Source organism: Citrobacter sp. Ca225 (assembly GCF_030337175.1).
GTDB lineage: Bacteria > Pseudomonadota > Gammaproteobacteria > Enterobacterales > Enterobacteriaceae > Citrobacter_A > Citrobacter_A amalonaticus.
The window spans coordinates 158,987-176,925 of record NZ_JAOWCD010000049.1 but is presented as its reverse complement, the minus strand read 5'-3'; the positions used below and the strand labels follow the sequence as shown (position 1 = coordinate 176,925).

At 58.0% G+C, this 17,939-nt stretch carries 16 protein-coding genes; 12 read left to right on the top strand and 4 right to left on the bottom strand.

Annotation, left to right across the window (positions count from 1 at the left end; all coding sequences use genetic code 11):
- The 11 genes from OGW13_RS03490 to nikR all read left to right on the top strand — a co-directional run bounded on the left by OGW13_RS03490 (position 1) and on the right by nikR (position 9,643).
- Positions 1-1,170, top strand: a complete 1,170-nt coding sequence (locus OGW13_RS03490; RefSeq protein WP_044263911.1) for a beta-ketoacyl-[acyl-carrier-protein] synthase family protein — start codon at positions 1-3, stop codon at positions 1,168-1,170.
- The gene (locus OGW13_RS03485; protein WP_287115646.1) at positions 1,167-1,643 is read left to right on the top strand and encodes a hotdog family protein; all 477 of its coding nucleotides are present in this window, start codon (positions 1,167-1,169) and stop codon (positions 1,641-1,643) included. Before OGW13_RS03490 ends, OGW13_RS03485 begins: the two co-directional genes overlap by 4 nt.
- Positions 1,640-2,371 carry a 3-ketoacyl-ACP reductase FabG2 gene (locus tag OGW13_RS03480; RefSeq protein ID WP_054176495.1) on the top strand — a complete coding sequence of 244 codons (732 nt, stop codon included), beginning with the start codon at positions 1,640-1,642 and terminating at the stop codon, positions 2,369-2,371. Before OGW13_RS03485 ends, OGW13_RS03480 begins: the two co-directional genes overlap by 4 nt.
- On the top strand, positions 2,368-3,597 hold the full coding sequence (locus tag OGW13_RS03475) for a beta-ketoacyl-ACP synthase (protein ID WP_044253626.1): 1,230 nt from the start codon (positions 2,368-2,370) through the stop codon (positions 3,595-3,597). The genes OGW13_RS03480 and OGW13_RS03475 overlap by 4 nt, the downstream gene beginning before the upstream one ends.
- A 1-nt stretch (position 3,598) precedes the next feature.
- Positions 3,599-4,183, top strand: a complete 585-nt coding sequence (gene acpT, locus OGW13_RS03470; protein ID WP_044263918.1) for a 4'-phosphopantetheinyl transferase AcpT — start codon at positions 3,599-3,601, stop codon at positions 4,181-4,183.
- A 136-nt stretch (positions 4,184-4,319) separates the two neighbouring features.
- A complete protein-coding gene (gene nikA, locus OGW13_RS03465) occupies positions 4,320-5,894 on the top strand; it encodes a nickel ABC transporter substrate-binding protein (protein WP_287115670.1) in 1,575 nt (524 codons plus the stop codon).
- Entirely contained in the window at positions 5,894-6,838 is a 945-nt protein-coding gene (gene nikB, locus OGW13_RS03460; RefSeq protein WP_044253638.1) for a nickel ABC transporter permease subunit NikB, read from the top strand. Before nikA ends, nikB begins: the two co-directional genes overlap by 1 nt.
- A complete protein-coding gene (gene nikC / locus OGW13_RS03455) occupies positions 6,835-7,668 on the top strand; it encodes a nickel ABC transporter permease subunit NikC (protein WP_042998516.1) in 834 nt (277 codons plus the stop codon). The genes nikB and nikC overlap by 4 nt, the downstream gene beginning before the upstream one ends.
- Positions 7,668-8,432, top strand: coding sequence for a nickel import ATP-binding protein NikD (gene nikD, locus OGW13_RS03450; protein ID WP_287115645.1), 765 nt, complete (start codon positions 7,668-7,670; stop codon positions 8,430-8,432). The genes nikC and nikD overlap by 1 nt, the downstream gene beginning before the upstream one ends.
- Positions 8,429-9,229 carry a nickel import ATP-binding protein NikE gene (gene nikE, locus OGW13_RS03445; RefSeq protein ID WP_044253644.1) on the top strand — a complete coding sequence of 267 codons (801 nt, stop codon included), beginning with the start codon at positions 8,429-8,431 and terminating at the stop codon, positions 9,227-9,229. The genes nikD and nikE overlap by 4 nt, the downstream gene beginning before the upstream one ends.
- A gap of 12 nt (positions 9,230-9,241) precedes the next feature.
- Positions 9,242-9,643, top strand: a complete 402-nt coding sequence (gene nikR / locus OGW13_RS03440) for a nickel-responsive transcriptional regulator NikR (RefSeq protein WP_042323093.1) — start codon at positions 9,242-9,244, stop codon at positions 9,641-9,643.
- Positions 9,644-9,736: 93 nt separating this feature from the next.
- Here nikR and OGW13_RS03435 read toward each other — a convergent pair whose 3' ends face one another.
- The 4 genes from OGW13_RS03435 to OGW13_RS03420 all read right to left on the bottom strand — a co-directional run bounded on the left by OGW13_RS03435 (position 9,737) and on the right by OGW13_RS03420 (position 16,178).
- Positions 9,737-10,861: an ABC transporter permease gene (locus tag OGW13_RS03435; protein ID WP_044327558.1), complete on the bottom strand. Its 1,125-nt coding sequence runs from the start codon at positions 10,859-10,861 to the stop codon at positions 9,737-9,739.
- On the bottom strand, positions 10,861-13,599 hold the full coding sequence (rbbA, locus tag OGW13_RS03430) for a ribosome-associated ATPase/putative transporter RbbA (protein WP_287115644.1): 2,739 nt from the start codon (positions 13,597-13,599) through the stop codon (positions 10,861-10,863). The genes OGW13_RS03435 and rbbA overlap by 1 nt, the downstream gene beginning before the upstream one ends.
- Complete coding sequence (locus OGW13_RS03425; RefSeq protein ID WP_287115643.1) at positions 13,596-14,663, bottom strand: HlyD family secretion protein; 1,068 nt, start codon at positions 14,661-14,663, stop codon at positions 13,596-13,598. Before OGW13_RS03425 ends, rbbA begins: the two co-directional genes overlap by 4 nt.
- 321 nt (positions 14,664-14,984) lie before the next feature.
- Positions 14,985-16,178, bottom strand: a complete 1,194-nt coding sequence (locus OGW13_RS03420; RefSeq protein WP_054176500.1) for a BaiN/RdsA family NAD(P)/FAD-dependent oxidoreductase — start codon at positions 16,176-16,178, stop codon at positions 14,985-14,987.
- A gap of 230 nt (positions 16,179-16,408) precedes the next feature.
- On the opposite strand from OGW13_RS03420, the gene pitA reads away from it, so the two are divergent.
- Entirely contained in the window at positions 16,409-17,908 is a 1,500-nt protein-coding gene (gene pitA / locus OGW13_RS03415) for an inorganic phosphate transporter PitA (protein WP_042998523.1), read from the top strand.
- Positions 17,909-17,939: the final 31 nt, after the last annotated feature.

Below are 17,939 nucleotides of genomic sequence, written 5' to 3'. Positions count from 1 at the left end.
ATGATTTACATTTCTGCGGTGGGCATGATTAACGCGTTGGGCAACGATACCGATGAAATCGCCGCCAACCTGACGCATGGCGTTGCACCCGGCATGCGCCCGCGCACCGGCTGGTTACAGGGGCATCCGCACGCGGTACTTGCTGGCGTGGACGGCGAACTGCCCGCCATCCCGGATGACTTTAGCGCCCACCGTTCGCGCAACAATCAGCTGCTGCTGGCGGCGCTCAGGCAGATCCAGCCGCAGGTGGATGAGGCCATTGCGCGCTACGGTCGCGATCGGGTTGCGGTGGTGCTCGGCACCAGCACGTCCGGTCTGGATGAAGGCGACACACACGTTAACCTGACGCTGAACGGCGAAGAGAGCCATCACTGGCAGTACGCGCAACAAGAACTGGGCGACCCGTCGCGCTTTCTCAGCCACTGGCTGAAGCTGGACGGCCCGGCATTCACCCTCTCCACCGCCTGCTCCTCCAGCGCTCGCGCTATCATCAGCGGACGCCGCTTAATTGAATCCGATCTCGTGGACGTCGCCATCGTCGGCGGCGCAGATACCCTGAGCCGGATGCCGATCAACGGCTTCCACAGTCTCGAATCGCTCTCGCCGACGCGCTGTCTGCCGTTTGCCCGCGACCGAAGCGGTATTACTATTGGCGAAGGCGCGGCGCTGATGCTGTTGACCCGCGAGCCACAGCCCATCGCGCTGCTTGGCGTAGGGGAATCCAGCGACGCGCACCATATTTCGGCACCGCACCCGGAGGGCGTTGGGGCCATTCGCGCCATCCAGCAGGCGCTGGACAATGCCGGTCTCACCCCCGAACAGGTGGGTTACATCAATCTGCATGGCACCGCCACGCCGCTGAACGACCAGATCGAATCCAGGGTGGTCAACGCGCTGTTTGGCGAGCGCGTCCCGTGCAGCTCGACCAAACACCTGACTGGCCACACGCTGGGCGCGGCAGGGATTACCGAAGCGGCGCTCAGCATGCTGATGTTGCAGCATGACCTGCCCCTGCCAGTACAGGACTTTAGCCTGTCGCCGCGCGATCCGGCGCTGCCGCCCTGCGGCATCATCGAGCAACCTCAGCCGCTTGAACGCCCGTTTATCTTGTCGAATTCGTTCGCCTTTGGCGGCAATAACACCAGTATTCTGCTCGGGAGAATGTCATGAGCCACTATTTATCACCCGGCGAATACCTGCCGCACGACGCGCCCATGCTGCTACTCGAAGAGGTGGTTCGCGTGGGCGAAGACACCGCTATTTGTTGCGTCACGGTGGCGAGCGGCGGCGTTCTCGCACCGTTCCTTGATCCGCAAGGCAATTTACCCGGCTGGTTCGCACTGGAACTGATGGCGCAGACCGTCGGCGTCTGGTCCGGCTGGCACCGCCATCAGCAGGGTCAGGGAGCGATCTCACTCGGGATGGTGCTCGGCGCGCGCGAACTGATTTGCGCAGCCGGCGTTCTGCCCGCAGGCAAAACCGTATCCATTACCGTTAAGTTGCTGATGCAGGACGACCGTTTCGGCAGCTTCGAATGCGCGATTACCGCCGACGAAGAGACACTGGCGACAGGCCGCGTTAATACCTTCCAGCCATCGGCAGAAGAACTTCATTCTCTATTTCAACAAGGAGCGTCCGCATGAGTCGTTCAGTTTTAGTTACCGGCGCCAGCAAAGGCATCGGTCGCGCAATCGCCCGCCAGTTGGCAGCGGACGGCTTTGTGGTCGGCGTCCACTACCATCGTGATGCACAGGGCGCGCAGGAGACGCTGGATGCCATTCTCGCCGTCGGTGGCGCAGGGCGTCTGCTCAGTTTCGACGTGGCGAACCGCGAGCAGTGCCGCGAAGTACTGGAACAGGATATCGAGGCGCATGGCGCATGGTACGGCGTAGTCAGCAATGCAGGCATTGCCCGCGATGCCGCCTTCCCGGCACTCAGCGACAGTGACTGGGACACGGTGATCCACACTAACCTCGACAGTTTTTATAACGTCATTCAGCCGTGCATCATGCCAATGATCGGCGCGCGCCAGGGCGGTCGGATTATCACCCTGTCGTCGGTGTCCGGCGTAATGGGCAATCGTGGGCAGGTAAACTACAGCGCCGCCAAAGCCGGGATTATCGGCGCCACCAAAGCGCTGGCGATTGAACTTGCGAAACGCAAAATAACCGTCAACTGCATCGCGCCGGGGCTGATCGACACCGGAATGATCGAAATGGAAGAGGCCGCGCTGAAGGAAGCGATGGCGATGATACCAATGAAACGCATGGGTCAGGCGGACGAAGTCGCCGGGCTTGCCAGCTATTTGATGTCGGATGTGGCGAGCTACGTCACCCGTCAGGTGATTTCCATCAATGGAGGGATGTTATGACACGTCGCGTGGTGATAACGGGCATGGGCGGCGTCACCGCCTTTGGGGAAAACTGGCAGGATGTTTCCGCCCGACTGCGGGCCTATGAAAACGCCGTGCGCAAAATGCCGGAGTGGCAGGTTTATGACGGGCTACATACCCTGCTGGGCGCGCCGATCGATGATTTCACGCTGCCGGAGCATTACACCCGTAAGCGCATCCGTGCGATGGGTCGCGTGTCGTTGATGTCTACCCGCGCCACCGAACTGGCGCTCGAACAGGCTGGACTGATTGGCGACGACGTGCTCACCAACGGGGAAACGGGTATTGCGTATGGCTCATCCACCGGCAGTACTGGCCCGGTGAGCGAATTTGCCACCATGCTGACCGAAAAGCACACCAATAACATTACCGGCACCACCTATGTGCAGATGATGCCGCACACCACCGCCGTCAATACCGGGCTGTTTTTCGGCCTGCGCGGACGCGTGATCCCCACCTCCAGCGCCTGCACGTCCGGCAGCCAGGCGATTGGCTATGCATGGGAAGCGATTCGCCACGGTTATCAAACCGTGATGGTAGCAGGCGGCGCGGAAGAGTTGTGCCCGTCGGAAGCGGCGGTGTTTGATACGCTGTTCGCCACCAGTCAGCGCAACGATCAACCGAAAACCACGCCGTCGCCGTTCGATGAACAGCGCGATGGGCTGGTGATTGGCGAAGGCGCCGGGACGTTGATCCTTGAAGAACTGGAACACGCCAAAGCACGCGGCGCGACGATTTACGGTGAAATCATCGGGTTTGCCACCAACTGCGACGCCGCGCATATCACCCAGCCGCAACGGGAAACCATGCAAATTTGCATGGAACAGTCGCTGAAAATGGCAGGATTAAACGCGCTGGATATCGGCTATATTTCCGCACACGGCACGGCGACGGATCGTGGCGATATTGCGGAAAGTCAGGCGACTGCCGCAATTTATGGCGATAATGTGCCAATCTCCTCGCTGAAAAGTTATTTTGGGCATACCCTTGGTGCCTGTGGCGCGCTGGAAGCCTGGATGAGTCTGCAAATGATGCGTGAAGGCTGGTTTGCGCCTACGCTAAACTTAAAACAGCCCGACGCCAACTGCGGCGCGCTGGATTACATCATGGGTGAAGCCCGCAAGATTGATTGTGAATTCTTACAGAGCAACAACTTTGCGTTTGGCGGCATCAATACGTCCATCATCATTAAACGTTGGTCCTGACATGTATCGGATCGTACTGGGAAAAGTTTCGACACTCAGCGCAGGCGCCTTGCCGTCTGCGTTAACCGATCTGGCGCCGCAGGGTCCGCGACGCGCACGCTGGCTGGCCGGTCGCGTTCTGCTTTCCCACACCCTCTCGCCGCTGCCGGAGATTGTTTACGGCGAACAGGGGAAACCCGCGTTTTCACCCGAGACGTCGCTGTGGTTCAACCTGAGCCATAGCGGTGACGATATCGCCCTGCTGCTGAGCGACGAAGGCGAAGTGGGTTGCGATCTCGAAATCATCCGCCCACGCGCCAACTGGCGCTCGCTGGCAAATGCGGTCTTCAGCCTCGGCGAACATGCCGAAATGGAAGCGGAACATCCGGATCGGCAGCTCGCCGCATTCTGGCGCATCTGGACGCAAAAAGAGGCAATCGTGAAACAACGCGGCGGCAGCGCGTGGCAGATCGTCAGCGTCGACAGCACCTTTGACTCCGGGCTTTCGCTGAGCCATTGCCAGCTCGATAACCTGAGCCTGGCCGTCTGCACTCCCACGCCCTTTACCCTGAACGCAGACGCGGTGCAGTGGCTGGAAACGGTCTGACATCGCAAACATACGATTTTCGTATAATTCGCGTGTTTGACCGCTCTTCTCTTGATCCAGAACACGTCAAAAGTATGATGATTCTTTAGAATCGTCATACTCATAAAGTCGTACCTCTACATCATTCGGGATCACCATTTTGTCCAGACTACGCCGCACACTTTTTGCGCTGCTGGCCTGTGCGTCATTCCTTACGCACGCCGCTGCCACTGATGAAATTACGACCGCCTGGCCGGTCAACGTTGGGCCGCTTAACCCTCATTTGTATACCCCTAACCAAATGTTCGCCCAGAGCATGGTCTATGAGCCGCTGGTAAAGTATCAGACCGATGGTTCGGTCATTCCGTGGCTGGCAAAAAGCTGGACCCACTCAGCGGATGGCAAAACCTGGACGTTTACCCTGCGTGATGATGTGACCTTCTCAAATGGTGAAGCGTTCGACGCCCATGCGGCGGCGGAAAACTTCCGCGTGGTGCTCGATAACCGCCAGCGTCACGCCTGGCTGGAACTGGTCAATCAGATCGTCGACGTGAAAGCGCTCGACAAAAACCAGCTCCAAATCACCCTGAAAAGTGCCTATTACCCGTTCCTGCAAGAGCTGGCGCTGCCGCGCCCGTTCCGGTTTATCGCGCCGTCGCAATTTAAAGACAACGAAACGATGCGCGGTATTAAAGCGCCGATTGGCACGGGGCCGTGGGTACTGAAAGCGTCGAAGCTCAATCAGTACGATGTGCTGGTACGCAACGATCGCTACTGGGGTGAAAAACCACAGATTCAAAAAATTACCGTCAAAGTGATCCCGGATCCGACGACCCGCGCTGTCGCGTTTGAAACGGGCGACATCGACCTGTTATACGGTAACGAAGGGTTGTTGCCGCTCGATACCTTCGCCCGTTTCAGTCAGAACCCGAACTACCGTACCCAGCTTTCTCAGCCGATTGAAACGGTAATGCTGGCACTCAACTCAGCAAAAGCACCGACCAATGAGCTGGCGGTACGTGAAGCGCTGAACTATGCGGTGAACAAGAAATCATTGATCGACAATGCGCTGTACGGCACGCAGCAGGTCGCCGACACGCTGTTTGCACCTACCGTTCCTTATGCCAACGTTGGCCTGAAGCCACGTCAGTACGACCCGCAGCAGGCGAAAGATCTGCTTGAAAAAGCCGGCTGGACGCTACCCGCCGGCAAAGACATTCGTGAGAAGAACGGCCAACCGCTGCGCATTGAGCTGTCATTCATTGGCACCGACGCGCTGAGCAAATCGATGGCGGAAATTATTCAGGCCGATATGCGCCAGATTGGCGTTGATGTTGCACTTATTGGCGAAGAAGAGAGCAGTATTTATGCCCGCCAGCGCGACGGACGCTTCGGAATGATCTTCAACCGCACCTGGGGCGCGCCGTACGATCCGCACGCCTTTATGAGTTCGATGCGCGTGCCGTCACATGCGGATTACCAGGCTCAGCAGGGGTTAGCTGACAAAGCGTTAATTGATAAAGAGATTGGTGAAGTACTGGAAACCACCGACGACACCCAGCGTCAGGCGCTGTACAAAGACATCCTGACCCGTCTGCACAACGACGCGGTCTATCTGCCCATCAGCTATGTCTCGATGATGGTGGTCGCCAGACCTGAACTGGGCACAATTCCGTATGCGCCTATCGCCTCTGAAATCCCGTTTGAACAGATTAAGCCGGTGAAACCCTGATGTTGCGTTATGTACTGCGGCGCATTCTGCTGCTGATTCCGATGATTTTCGCCGCCTCGGTGATTATCTTTCTGATGCTGCGCCTGGGCACCGGCGACCCGGCGCTCGACTATCTGCGCTTATCGAACCTGCCGCCGACGCCGGAAATGGTGGCCTCAACCCGCGTGATGCTGGGCCTTGATCAGCCGCTTGTCGTGCAGTACGGCACCTGGCTGTGGAAGGCGCTGCATCTGGATTTTGGCATCTCGTTCGCCACCCAGCGCCCGGTGTTGGATGACATGCTGAATTTCCTGCCCGCGACGCTGGAGCTGGCGGGCGCGGCGCTGGTGCTGATCCTGCTGACTTCCGTGCCGCTCGGTATCTGGGCGGCGCGTCACCGCGACCGTCTGCCGGATTTCGTCGTGCGACTGATTGCCTTCCTCGGCGTGTCGATGCCGAACTTCTGGCTCGCCTTCCTGTTGGTGATGTTCTTTTCGGTCTGGCTGCAATGGCTGCCCGCAATGGGCTACGGCGGCTGGCAGCATCTTATTTTACCCGCGGTATCGATCGCCTTTATGTCCCTGGCGATCAACGCCCGACTCCTGCGCGCCAGCATGTTAGAAGTCGCAGGGCAGCGTCACGTCACCTGGGCGCGCCTGCGCGGGCTGAACGACAAACAAACCGAGCGCCGCCATATTTTGCGTAATGCGTCGTTGCCGGTCGTCACCGCGGTCGGGATGCACATCGGCGAACTGATTGGCGGGACGATGATTATCGAGAACATCTTTGCCTGGCCGGGCGTCGGCCGCTATGCCGTGTCGGCGATATTTAACCGCGACTACCCGGTGATTCAGTGCTTTACGCTGATGATGGTGGTGGTCTTCGTGGTCTGTAACCTGATTGTTGATCTGCTGAACGCCGCGCTGGACCCACGCATTCGTCGTCATGAAGGAGCGCACTCGTGAACTTTTTCCTCTCTTCACGCTGGTCGGTTCGTCTGGCCATGATTGTCATCGCCCTGCTGGCGGTGATTGCGCTGACCAGCCAGTGGTGGCTGCCGTATGATCCGCAAGCGATCGATTTACCCTCGCGCCTGTTGGCCCCCGACAGCCAGCACTGGCTGGGTACGGACCATCTGGGACGCGACATTTTCTCTCGCCTGCTGGCGGCGACCCGCGTGTCGCTGGGTTCGGTGATGGCCTGTCTGCTGCTGGTGCTGGCGCTGGGACTGATTGTTGGCGGCAGCGCCGGACTGCTGGGTGGTCGTGTCGATCAAGCCACCATGCGCGTCGCCGATATGTTTATGACCTTCCCGACCTCCATTCTGTCATTCTTCATGGTCGGCGTGTTGGGCACGGGACTCACCAACGTGATTATCGCCATCGCCCTGTCACACTGGGCATGGTATGCGCGCATGGTGCGCAGCCTGGTCATCTCTCTGCGTCAGCGCGAGTTTGTTCTCGCATCACGGCTTTCCGGCGCAGGTCATGTCCGGGTATTCATCGACCATCTGGCCGGGGCGGTGATCCCGTCTTTGCTGGTGCTGGCCACGCTGGATATTGGACATATGATGCTGCACGTTGCTGGGATGTCTTTCCTCGGCCTTGGCGTGACAGCACCGACGGCGGAATGGGGGGTGATGATTAACGACGCCCGCCAGTATATCTGGACTCAGCCGCTGCAAATGTTCTGGCCGGGGCTGGCGCTGTTTATCACCGTGATGGCCTTCAACATGGTGGGTGACGCCCTGCGCGATCACCTGGATCCTCATCTGATCACGGAGCATGCCCACTGATGCCACAGCACATTGAACTGCAAAACATCGCTTTAGTGGCCGATCGCCCGCTGGTGCACGGTGTGTCGTTAACGCTCAAACGCGGACGTGTGCTGGCGCTGGTGGGTGGCAGCGGTAGCGGTAAATCATTGACCTGCGCGGCGGCGCTTGGGATTTTGCCCGCTGGTGTGCGCCAGACAAACGGAACGCTGCTCGCTGACGGCAAACCGGTGTCGCCTCGATCCCTGCGTGGGTTCAAAATTGCCACCATTATGCAAAATCCGCGCAGCGCGTTTAATCCCCTGCATACGATGGCGACCCACGCACGGGAAACCTGTCAGGCGTTGGGTAAACCGGCAGATGACGCCACGCTCGTCAACGCCCTGCAAGCCGTGGGCCTGGAGCAGGCCGATCGCGTGCTGAAGCTCTACCCGTTCGAGATGAGCGGCGGCATGCTACAACGCATGATGATCGCGATGGCGGTACTGTCCGATGCGCCGTTTATCGTCGCCGATGAGCCGACCACCGATCTGGATGTGGTGGCACAGGCGCGCATCCTCGATCTGCTGGAGAGCATTATGCAGAGCCGGGCACCGGGCATGCTGTTGGTGACTCACGATATGGGTGTGGTCGCGCGACTGGCCGACGATGTGGCAGTGATGGATGACGGAAACATCGTCGAACAGGGTGACGTGGAAACCCTGTTCAGGACACCCCAACACGCCATCACCCGCGGTCTGGTGTCGGCACATCTCGCTCTGTACGGTATGGAGTTAGCCTCATGACTTTACTCAGCGTCACAGACCTTTCTCATCAGTACGCCCACGCCAGCCTGGGCGGAAAACATCAGCATCAGCAGGTGCTGAAAGCGGTCTCTTTGCATCTGAAAAGCGGCGAAACCGTTGCCCTGTTAGGGCGCAGCGGCTGCGGAAAAAGCACGTTAGCGCGTCTGCTGGTCGGTCTGGAATCGCCCAGTCAGGGAAGCGTAAGCTGGCGCGGTGAACCGCTGGCAAAACTGAACCGGGTTAAACAAAAGGCGTTTCGCCGCGATATCCAGATGGTCTTTCAGGATTCCATTAGCGCAGTGAATCCGCGTAAAACCGTCTGTGAGATCCTGCGTGAGCCGATGCGTCATTTACTCTCGTTGTCCAAAGCCGAACAGCTGGCGCGGGTACGCGAGATGCTTCACGCCGTCGATCTGGATGAAAACCTGCTGGATAAACGTCCGCCACAGCTCAGCGGCGGTCAGCTCCAGCGCGTCTGTCTGGCCCGCGCACTGGTGGTAGAGCCGAAACTGTTGATTCTCGATGAAGCGGTGTCGAATCTCGATCTGGTGTTGCAGGCAGGCGTCATTCGTCTGCTCAAAAAAATACAGCAGCAGTTTGGTACCGCCTGCCTGTTTATCACCCACGATCTGCGGCTGGTGGAACGATTTTGCCATCGTGTGATGGTGATGGAGGACGGGCAGATCGTTGAGACACAGACTGTGGGTGAGGCATTAACCTTTTCCTCCGAGGCCGGTCGTGTGCTACAAAAGGCGGTACTCCCCGCATATCCCGTGCGCCGTCGCGCCATTTCGTAAGGTTGATATCTGATGCAACGAGTCACCATCACGCTTGATGACGATTTACTGGAAACGCTGGATAGCCTGAGCCAGCGCCGTGGTTACAACAACCGCTCCGAAGCCATTCGTGACATTCTGCGCGGCGCGCTGGCGCAGGAAACCACGCAAGAGCACGGCACCCAGGGCTTTGCGGTGCTCTCCTACGTGTATGAACATGAGAAGCGTGATTTAGCCAGTCGCATTGTCTCAACGCAGCACCATCACCATGATTTGTCCGTCGCCACACTGCATGTGCATATCAATCATGACGACTGTCTGGAGATTGCCGTCCTGAAAGGCGACATGGGCGATGTTCAACATTTTGCCGATGATGTTATCGCCCAGCGCGGTGTGCGCCACGGCCATTTGCAGTGTTTGCCGAAGGAAGAGTAAGACTCAACGATGCCGCCGGGGGCGCTACGCTTGCCCGGCCTGCCTTTGCACTCCCGTAGGCCGGATAAGACATCGTCGCCATCCGGCATCTGATTACGCCATCGTGCCAATCGTCTTTCTGAACCGCAGCAATGCGATCAGGAAGAACGCCGCGCCAATGGCGAGAAGCGTCAGAAACTGCGGCCAGACAATGCTGAACCCGGCGCCGCGATAGAGTATGGCTTGCGCAAGGCTGACGAAGTGGGTAGTCGGCATCGTCAGCATGATGTCCTGCACCACCTGCGGCATGCTTTCGCGCGGCGTGGAGCCGCCGGAAAGCATTTGCAGAGGCAAAAGCACCAGAATCATCAACAGCCCCAGTTGCGGCATGGAGCGCGCCAGCGTACCCATAAAAATGCCGATCGACGTGGTGGCGAACAGACTCAGCGCCACACCCAACATGAACAGCGGAATGGACCCTTCAATTGGCACGCCGAGCGCCCCTTTCACCATCAACATCAGCGACAGCCCCGAGACTACCAGCACCACCAGTCCCATTGACCAGACTTTCGCCATCATGATCTCAAACGGGGTGATCGGCATCACCAGCAGGTGTTCCACCGTACCGTGTTCACGTTCGCGTATCAGCGCCGAACCGGTCAGCACAATCGCCAGCATGGTGATGTTATTGATGATCGCCATCACCCCGCCAAACCACGCCGGATCGAGGTTCGGGTTGAAGCGCATTCGGGTCTCCAGCGAAACCAGCGGTTCACTGTTATCGCGATAACGCGCGACAAAACTGTTCACTTCACCGCTGATGATATTCTGGATGTAGCTGTTGCCAGTGAACGCCTGGCTCATGCGCGTGGCGTCAACATTCACCTGAATATCGGGTTGCCTTCCGGCCAGCACGTCCCGTTGAAAGTTTGGCGGAATATTGACCGCAAAGGTATAGCGACCCGCATCCAGCCCGGCATCCATCTCATCGGCGGTGATCATCTCCGGCGGTAAAAACCACGGACGGTAGAAGCTGTTGACGATACGGTTCGAGAGTTGAGACTGGTCCATATCGGCAATGGCAATCGGCGCGAGATGCAGCGACCCCGGCAGCACGGTCGCGGAGGAGTACACCGAGACGGTAAAGGCAAACACGATCAGCGTCAGCATCGCCTTATCGCCCAACAGACTGCGCAACTCCTTGATGCCTAAATTATAAATATTGCGTAGTCGGCGCATCACCCCTCCTGTTTTTTCAGCAACAGCACGCTCAGCCCCATCACCACCGGAATGGCGATCAGCAGCGGTACAAACAGCGGCCAGAGATCGGTAAGATCCAATGCTTTCGAGAATGTGCCCCGGGCGATCGTCAGGAAATGGCTGGTTGGATAGATCTCGCCGATCCACCGTCCCGGTCCTTCCAGCGACGCCACCGGATCGATCATCCCGGAGAACTGCGTCGCCGGGATCAGGGTAATGATGGACGTGCCAAAAATCGCCGCAATCTGACTCTTCATGAACGTGGAGATCAGCAGCCCCATTCCCGTGGCGATGGTGACATACAATAGCGCGGCCAGGCTGAGCGTGAGGAAACTGCCCTTGTGCGGTACGCCAAACACAAACACCGACAGGGCGCACAGCAGCAGGAAGTTCAGCATCCCCAGCGCGATATACGGCAACTGTTTACCGAGCAAAAATTCACTGCGGGTGGTGGGCGTGACATACAGATTGATGATCGACCCCAGTTCTTTTTCCCGCACCACGCTCAGTGCGCTCAGCATCGACGGGATCATCATCAGCAACAGCGGAATGACCGCCGGAACAATCGCTGGCAGACTTTTCACATCCGGGTTGTAGCGATAGCGTGTTTCAATGGTCATGAGTCCACTCTGCCCTACTGGCGTCGGCTGGCGGCTCGCCACGTCCTGTAGCCAGCTCTGGTGCATCGCCTGCACGTAGCCTTTTACCGTCTCGGCACGGCTGGGCATGGCACCATCCACCCAGACGCCAATCTCCACCGGCGTCCCGCGCGCAATGTCACGACCAAAGTTAGGTGGGATTTCGATGGCTACTGCCACCTCGCCGGAACGCATCCGCCGGTCGAGATTGTCATAGCTGGTCAACGGCGGTTGTTCAATGAAGTAGCGTGAGCCTGCCAGATTCAATGACCAGGCCTGGCTGCTGACGGTTTGATCGCGATCGAGCACGGCAAAACGCAGGTTTTCGACGTCCATGCTGATGCCGTAACCCATGATCAGCATCAGGATCACCGTGCCCAGCAGCGCCAGCGTCGAACGCACCGGATCGCGCCTCAGTTCCAGCGCTTCGCGACGACTGTAGCTGAACAATCGCCGCAGGCTGAATCCCTGACGCGGTGGCTTCGCCTCTTCATGCTTTGTGTCCACCGGCACAGAGGTTTCAGGCGCCGGGCCCGCAGCCTCCTGGAGCCAGGAGATAAACGCCTCTTCCAGGTTTGCAGCCCCGCGCCGCTCAACCAGCTCCTGCGGCGTACCGCTGGCGAGCACTTTTCCGGCATGCATTAACGACATACGGTCACAGCGCTCGGCTTCGTTCATAAAGTGAGTGGAGATAAAAATGGTCACTTTGTCCTGACGCGACAAATCGACCATCAATTGCCAGAACATGTCCCTCGCCACCGGGTCAACGCCGGAGGTCGGTTCGTCGAGGATCAACATTTCCGGGCGATGGATCACCGCCACTGCCAGCGACAGCCGCTGGCGAATGCCAAGCGGGAGCGACTCGGGCAACGAATCCTCAACCTCCGCCAGCATAAAACGTTCGCTCATCTCCTGAACGCGCCGGGGGATTTCCGCTTCGGGGATGTGAAACAACCGGGCGTGGAGTTCCAGGTTTTGTCGAACGGTCAGCTCGCTGTACAGCGAAAACGCCTGCGACATGTAGCCCACCCGGCGGCGGGTGTCGATATCCTTCGGGTCGACTGGTTGACCGAACAGCCAGGCCTCACCTTCACTGGCAGGCAGCAGCCCGGTCAGCATCTTCATGGTGGTCGATTTACCGCAGCCGTTGGAACCGAGGAAGCCAAAAATCTCCCCACGCGGGATGCGGAAGTTGACGTGATCGACGGCGACAAAATTGCCAAAGCGCATGGTCAGGTCTTTTGCCTCAATGGCAATCTCTTCCTGCTCTGCGTGATACGGCGGAATCACCACCGGCTGATACGCCTGCCGCTGCGCCTGTGGTAACAGGGCGATAAACGCCTGCTCCAGCGTCGCGCTGGCGGTTTTATCGCGGAGTTCCTGCGCGCTGCCGGTCGCCAGCACCTCGCCTGCGTTCATCGCCACCAGCCAGTCGAAACGCTCGGCCTCTTCCATATATGCCGTCGCCACCAGCACACTCATGTTGGTCTGCCGCTGACGAATATTCTCTATCAGATCCCAGAACTGGGCGCGAGACAGGGGATCAACACCGGTGGTCGGTTCATCCAGTATCAATAATTCCGGGTCATGGATCAGCGCACAGCACAGACCCAACTTCTGTTTCATCCCGCCCGAGAGTTTCCCCGCCGGACGATCGCGAAACGGCGCCAGACCGGTGCTGTTCAGTAACTCCGTAATCCGCGCTTCGCGCTCGGCTTTGTCATGACCGAACAAACGGGCGAAGAAGTCGACGTTCTCATACACCGACAACGTGTGATACAGGTTTTTTCCCAGGCCCTGCGGCATCCACGCAATACGCGGGCAGACGTCACGACGGTGTTTCGGATCGCGCATATCGCCGCCCAACACCATGACGTTGCCTTGCTCAATCACCCGGGCACCGGAAATGAGCGACAGCAGGCTTGATTTCCCCACGCCGTCGGGGCCGATCAACCCCACCATGCAGCGCGCGGGGATATCCAGCGTGATGTTATTCAGCGCCACCGTGGTCCCGTAATGCTGACTCACGCCGTCAAGGTGCGCCACGGGAGGAACGGGAACCAGCGCCAGAGCGGTCATTGCGGCAACCTCACCGCCAGCGAGTCAGGCCAGGGAAGCTGTTCGTTCAGTCTCACCCACGCCATGCCTGGCAAGCCGGTTTTGACATATTCCAGATGCTGCTGGAGTAATTCAGGGGGGATCCGCGCCTTGACGCGAAACATCAGCTTCAGGCGCTCATCGCTGGTTTCAACGGTTTTCGGCGTGAACTGCGCGACGCTGGCGACAAAACTGATCGTGGCGGGAATACGCAGGTCCGGCGCGGCATCAAGCACCAGACGGGCTTCACCGCCAATTTTCAGCAGACCTGCTTGTTCGGTGGGCAGAAAGAATGTCATGTAAACATCGCTGAGATCGACCATATTCAGCACCCGACCGCCCGCCGCCAGTACTTCTCCCGGCTCCGCCACGCGGTACTGAACCCGGCCATCACGCGGGGCTTTAAGCTCGCTGTCTTCGATATCCGCGACAATCCGCCGTTCGGTCGCCTGCGCGGCGTCGACGCGGGTTTGCGCCTGGATAATGCTGGTGCGCGCGGCTTCAATCGCTGCTTTCGTCGCAGAGACCTGCGCCTTTGCCGACTCCAGCGCCGCGCGTGCGCTTTCCGCGGCGGCACGATCGTCATCCAGTTGTTGCGCCGAGACCGCGCCACGCTGGGAGAGCGAGCGGGAACGGACGTGACGTTTGGAGACGGAATCCAGCTCGGCTTCACGCTGTTTCACTACCGACTGGGCAGCGCGGGTTTCGCTTTGCCGCTGTTCGAGCAGCGCCCGTGCAGCCGCCACGGCGCTTTCGGCCTCTTTGATTTGTGCGATGGCTTCCAGCCGTTGCTCCTGCAACACGCGGGTATCCATCTTCGCCAGCACTTCGCCCTGGCGAACGAACTGCCCCTCAGTCACGAGGATGGTATCAATACGTCCGGCGATTTTGGTGGCAATGTCCACTTCCGTCGCCTCGATTCTGCCGTTGCTGGCAGCAAAACCGTCCGGTACGCCTGCGGGCCGTAGATCCCACCACACGCCAGCAGCGATCACCACCAGTGCGCCCACAACCCACCACGTCAGATGACGTTTAATGTTGTCCATAATCGACCCGCCATAATCCCTGTTAGAAAACAATGCGTGTCACAAAACCCCACTGAACGGGCGTTCAGCGGTATCTTCCCTCCGGGATGAGAAGGAAAAAGTGAGAGTAGCCGGGCGGCGTACAGACGTCATGACTGCGCTCGCCGTGAAGGAAAGTGAATGACAGAGAAGTGCGAAAAACGGGTAGTAATGTTGTCATCATCAGCGTTCCTGGCCGTAAATGAAACACGCATACTCATAGCTAGTATCAATGGAATACTAGCATCATTATGGGTGATGTCTATTCGCTTATGGTTGGTAATGATATACAGGGTGAATGACTTACTCCCCGGCAAGATCCTGTGCACATGCCCAGGCGCTGGACCACGCCCACTGGAAGTTATAACCGCCCAGCCAGCCGGTGACGTCCATCACTTCGCCGATAAAGTAAAGACCCGGCACCTTGCGCGCTTCCATGGTACGTGACGACAGTTCGTGGGTGTCTACCCCGCCAAGCGTCACTTCTGCCGTGCGATAGCCTTCAGTGCCGTTCGGCTGTACGCGCCAGTCGGTCAACGTGTCCGTCAACGCCTGCTGGTCGCGCACGTTGAGCTGTTTGAGCGAGACGTCAGGGATCTGCCCGAGCTGTTGCAGGCACTCGACCAGACGCTTCGGCAGCAGCATCGCCAGCGTATTCTTCAGGCTTTGATTCGGATGGGCGCTGCGCTGTTCGTTCAGGACGTCATTCAGACTGACATCTGGCAGTAAATTAATGCTGACAAATTCGCCTGGCTGCCAGAAGCTGGAAATTTGTAAAACCGCAGGACCAGAAAGGCCGCGATGGGTAAAGAGCAGATTTTCACGAAAGACGGTACCGTCCTGCGCGGTGATGACCGACGGAACGGAAACGCCAGACAGCACCTGAAGCTGCTCCAGCAGCGGTTTGTGCAGGGTAAACGGTACCAGCCCGGCGCGGGTTGGCAGAACGTTCAGACCAAACTGTTCGGCAATTTTATAGCCAAACGGTGACGCGCCCAGACCGGGCATCGACAGTCCGCCGGAGGCAATCACCAGCTTTTTCGCACCGACAGTCGCCCCGTTCAGCGCCAGCGTAAAACCGTCGTCATCCTGCGCAACGCTCAGCACTTCACTGCGTAAGCGCAGGGTTACATTGCCTTTTTCACATTCCGCCACCAGCATATCGACGATTTGCTGCGCGGAGTCATCGCAAAAAAGTTGCCCGAGCGTTTTTTCATGCCAGGCGATGCCGTGCTTACTGACGAGATCGATAAAATCCCACTGGGTATAGCGCGCCAGCGCAGATTTGCAAAAATGCGGGTTTTGGCTTAAATAAGCCGCTGGCTCAACATAAAGGTTGGTAAAGTTGCAGCGACCCCCACCGGACATGAGGATCTTGCGGCCAGGCTTCTTTCCATTATCAATAAGCAGCACCCGACTGCCGGCCTGTCCTGCCTGTGCTGCACAGAACATACCTGCCGCGCCAGCGCCTATAATAATGGCATCAAACCTTTCCACTTTACGTTCCTCTCTGAATTCAGGGCGTGAATTGTAAAGTTATCTCAGTGGTCGCACCAGCGACAAAATCCTTAGGAAGAAGTATTTATATGAAATATATAAGATAATTCTTTATGGGCACTATTGTATTCAGACGTTAAATCAAAAAAAGTCTATATTTCACTTTGCCCGCGCCGCTAAAGTCACTGATAATGCGCCGCGTTCATGTCCTCAAGATGGCGTAACGTCCTATGCTACATTTGTTTGCTGGCCTGGATTTACATACCGGGCTTTTATTATTGCTTGCTCTGGCTTTTGTGCTGTTCTACGAAGCAATCAACGGCTTCCATGATACAGCCAACGCAGTCGCAACCGTGATCTACACCCGTGCGATGCGTTCGCAACTTGCGGTGGTCATGGCTGCGGTGTTCAACTTCTTTGGTGTGCTGCTGGGCGGTCTCAGCGTAGCCTATGCCATCGTGCATATGTTACCGACCGATCTCCTGCTCAACATGGGATCTTCGCATGGACTTGCGATGGTGTTTTCCATGCTGCTCGCCGCGATCATCTGGAACCTGGGTACCTGGTACTTTGGGTTACCCGCCTCCAGTTCCCACACGCTGATCGGCGCGATTATCGGCATCGGTTTAACCAATGCCCTGATGACCGGCACGTCAGTGGTGGACGCACTCAACATCCCGAAAGTCATCGGTATTTTTGCCTCGCTGATCGTCTCGCCCATCGTTGGCCTGGTGGTTGCAGGCGGCCTGATTTTCCTTCTGCGTCGCTACTGGAGCGGGACTAAAAAACGCGCCCGTATTCACCTCACACCAGCGGAACGTGAAAAGAAAGACGGCAAGAAAAAGCCGCCGTTCTGGACCCGTATCGCCCTGATTCTTTCTGCTATCGGCGTGGCCTTCTCGCATGGCGCGAACGACGGTCAGAAAGGCATTGGTCTGGTCATGCTGGTTCTGATTGGTGTGGCGCCAGCGGGCTTCGTGGTAAATATGAATGCTTCGGGTTATGAAATCACCCGTACTCGTGATGCCATCAACAACGTCGAAATCTACTTCCAGCAGCATCCTGATCTGCTGAAACAGGTGACGGGCGTCGATCAGTTGATTCCGTCTCCGGAACCGGCCGCAACGCAGCCGGCAGAATTCCACTGCCATCCGGCAAACACCCTTAACGCGCTGGATCGCGCGAAGGCGATGTTGTCGAACAATGTGGAAAGCTATGACAAGCTGAGCGTTGAGCAGCGCGGCCAACTGCGTCGCATCATGCTGTGCATTTCCGACACGACCGATAAAGTGACGAAACTGCCGGGCGTGAGCGCTGACGACCAGCGTCTGCTGAAGAAACTGAAAACCGATATGCTGAGCACCATTGAGTATGCGCCAATCTGGATCATCATGGCGGTCGCGCTGGCGCTGGGTATTGGTACCATGATCGGCTGGCGCCGCGTGGCGACCACCATCGGTGAGAAGATTGGTAAGAAAGGCATGACCTATGCTCAGGGGATGTCTGCGCAGATGACGGCGGCGGTCTCTATCGGTCTGGCCAGCTACACCGGGATGCCGGTGTCCACCACCCACGTACTCTCTTCCTCCGTCGCGGGGACGATGGTTGTCGACGGTGGCGGTCTGCAACGTAAAACGGTGACCAGCATTCTGATGGCATGGGTGTTCACATTACCCGCAGCGATTCTGCTGTCCGGTACCCTGTACTGGATCTCGCTGAAGCTGATTTAAGCGCAAAGAGAAAAGAAATTACCGTAGCAAG